Annotated in this window: 2 protein-coding genes; both read left to right on the top strand. The window is 68.9% G+C overall.

The window, feature by feature from the left end; all coding sequences use genetic code 11:
* Nucleotides 1-322 precede the first annotated feature (322 nt).
* Nucleotides 323-1,531, top strand: a complete 1,209-nt coding sequence (locus tag CCN33_RS24845; protein ID WP_400906103.1) for a cytochrome P450 — start codon at nucleotides 323-325, stop codon at nucleotides 1,529-1,531.
* Between the two features lie 188 nt (nucleotides 1,532-1,719).
* Nucleotides 1,720-2,079, top strand: coding sequence for a PRC domain containing protein (locus CCN33_RS24840; RefSeq protein ID WP_086695712.1), 360 nt, complete (start codon nucleotides 1,720-1,722; stop codon nucleotides 2,077-2,079).
* The last annotated feature ends 121 nt before the right edge of the window (nucleotides 2,080-2,200 follow it).

Raw genomic sequence — 2,200 nt, 5'->3', positions numbered from 1 at the left:
GTACATCGTCTCCCAGCTCGCGGACCGGTGGGGGACCCGGTACGAGACCGGGGGCGGGAAGACGATCTGGGCGGAGGTGGATACGCCGGAGAAGCGGGACGAGGAGGAGGGGCTGCCCTGACGCGTCACACGGGGCCGTACGGCAGAACCTGGCTCATCAGCGTGGCGTGGCGGCTTCGGAGTTCCCTGGCACCCGGCCACACTCTGATCGCGCCTACTCTGCGTAATCAACGAGCTCTCGGTGTCTGTGCGTATCGCCCAAGGCCCCGTCACGCAGTGGACGCCGCTGTTTCCGTACCCGTTCCGAACTCGGAGGAGCCCCCTGGTGCCCAGCGACAAAAGGGCCGTCGAGTGTCCGTTTGATTTCAGCGAGGCGCTTGAGTTCGATCCCGCGCTCGCCGACCTGATGCGACGGGACACGCCGGCCCGCATCAGGCTTCCCTACGGTGACGCCGACGCCTGGATCGTCACCGGCTTCGACGCCGTCAAAAGGGTGACCACGGACCCCCGGCTGAGCCGGGCAGGCATCATCGCCCACGACTACCCCCGGCTGACGCCGGAGCCCATCGTCTCGCCCGAGTCGATCAACGTCATGGACCCGCCGCACAGCAGCCGTGTCCGCCAACTGGCCTCGCAGGCGTTCACCCAGCAGCGGGCCGACGAGATGCGGCCCCGGATCGTCCGGCTCGCGGACAGCCTGCTGGACGAGATGGAGGAGTACGGTCCGCCGGCCGACGTGGTGGAGATGCTGGCCGACACGCTTCCCCAGCACACCGTCATGGACCTGCTCGGCGTTCCGCGTGAGGACTGGGCGCGCATGCAGGATGCCGTGCGCCGGCTGCTGGTCGTCGGCGCCGGCACCAAGGAGGCCGCCGTGGCGGCCAAGGCCGAACTCACGTCGTACTTCGGTGAACTCGTCCAGCAGCGCCGGAAGTCCCCGGGCGAGGACCTCATCAGCCTGATGGCCGAAGCGCGGGACGGCGAGGACTGCCTCAGCGACCGGGAACTGGCGGTCACCGCCCTGACCCTGGCACTCAGCGGGCAGGACACGGCGACCTGCCAGATCGGCAACATCGTCTACCTGCTCCTCACGCGCCCCGAACTGACGGACCATCTCAGGCGCCGGCCCGAGGACCTGACCGACGTACTGAACGAGATGCTCCGCTACATCCCGTTCCGCAACGGCGTCGGAATCCCCCGGCTGGCTCTCGAGGACCTGGAACTGTGCGGCGCGCAGATCCGGGCGGGAGACTTCGTCCATGTGTCGTACCTCGCGGCCAACCGCGATCCGGAGCGCTATCCGAACCCGGACGTCATCGACATCCACCGGCCCAGCCGTCCGCACATGACGTTCGGCTGGGGCGGACACCGCTGCATCGCCGTGCCCCTGGCCATGGCGGAACTCGAAGTGGCCATCGGGCGGCTCCTCGAGCGCTTCCCCGGCCTGCGGCTGGCCGTGCCGCCGGAGAAGGTGCGCTGGGACACCGAGACGATCCGCCGCTTCCCCCTGGAGCTGCCCGTGACCTGGTGACCCGACGCCCGCTTCTCGCCCTGCTTCCGCCTGTGGGGTGTCCCGTGTTGCCGTCGGTGGTGTCACCCCTGAAGAGGGGCGGTGGGTTTGCTCGGCCCCCGGCCGGACACCCGCCCGTTGAGCCTCTGGTGGGAGAAGGGATGTGGACCGCATCCACCTCCGGGGGCGGGAGTATGGAGGTGTCGTCTATGACCGCCGAGAACATGTGGAGCTACGGCCCGACCGCTGGGCACACGCCGGACGCGGATCTGAGCGGGTACAAGGTCGAGGCGCTCGACGGGCACATCGGCAAGGTGGACAAGCACTCGAACGATGTGGGGGAGCAGTACATCGTCGTGGACACCGGAGTGTGGATCTTCGGCAAGGAGGTCCTGCTGCCGGCCGGGACGATCACCGGGATCGACCACGAGGAGCGGACGCTGCACGTGGCGCGGACCAAGGAGCAGATCAAGGACGCGCCCGAGTTCGACAAGGACAAGCATCTGGGCGACCCGGCGTACCGCGACCAGATCAGCGGCCACTACGGCGGGCACGGCTCGGGACACTGAGCGGGCCCTCTCGGCGAGGCGCAGGAGCAGGGCCCGGTGGTCCGGGGGAGCGACCGCCGGGCCCTGCCGCTGTTTCCGGCGGGGCTCTGTACGAGCCTTCTACAGCTGTGTAGATAAGGAC

This window comes from Streptomyces recifensis, from assembly GCF_002154615.1.
Classification (GTDB): domain Bacteria; phylum Actinomycetota; class Actinomycetes; order Streptomycetales; family Streptomycetaceae; genus Streptomyces; species Streptomyces griseoluteus.
This window is presented reverse-complemented; position numbering and strand designations above follow the sequence as displayed.

What these genes read in the sequence shown, in the direction of transcription:
- CCN33_RS24840 (WP_086695712.1), top strand. Translation starts at nt 1,720, where the DNA reads ATGACCGCCGAGAACATGTGGAGCTACGGCCCGACCGCTGGGCACACG.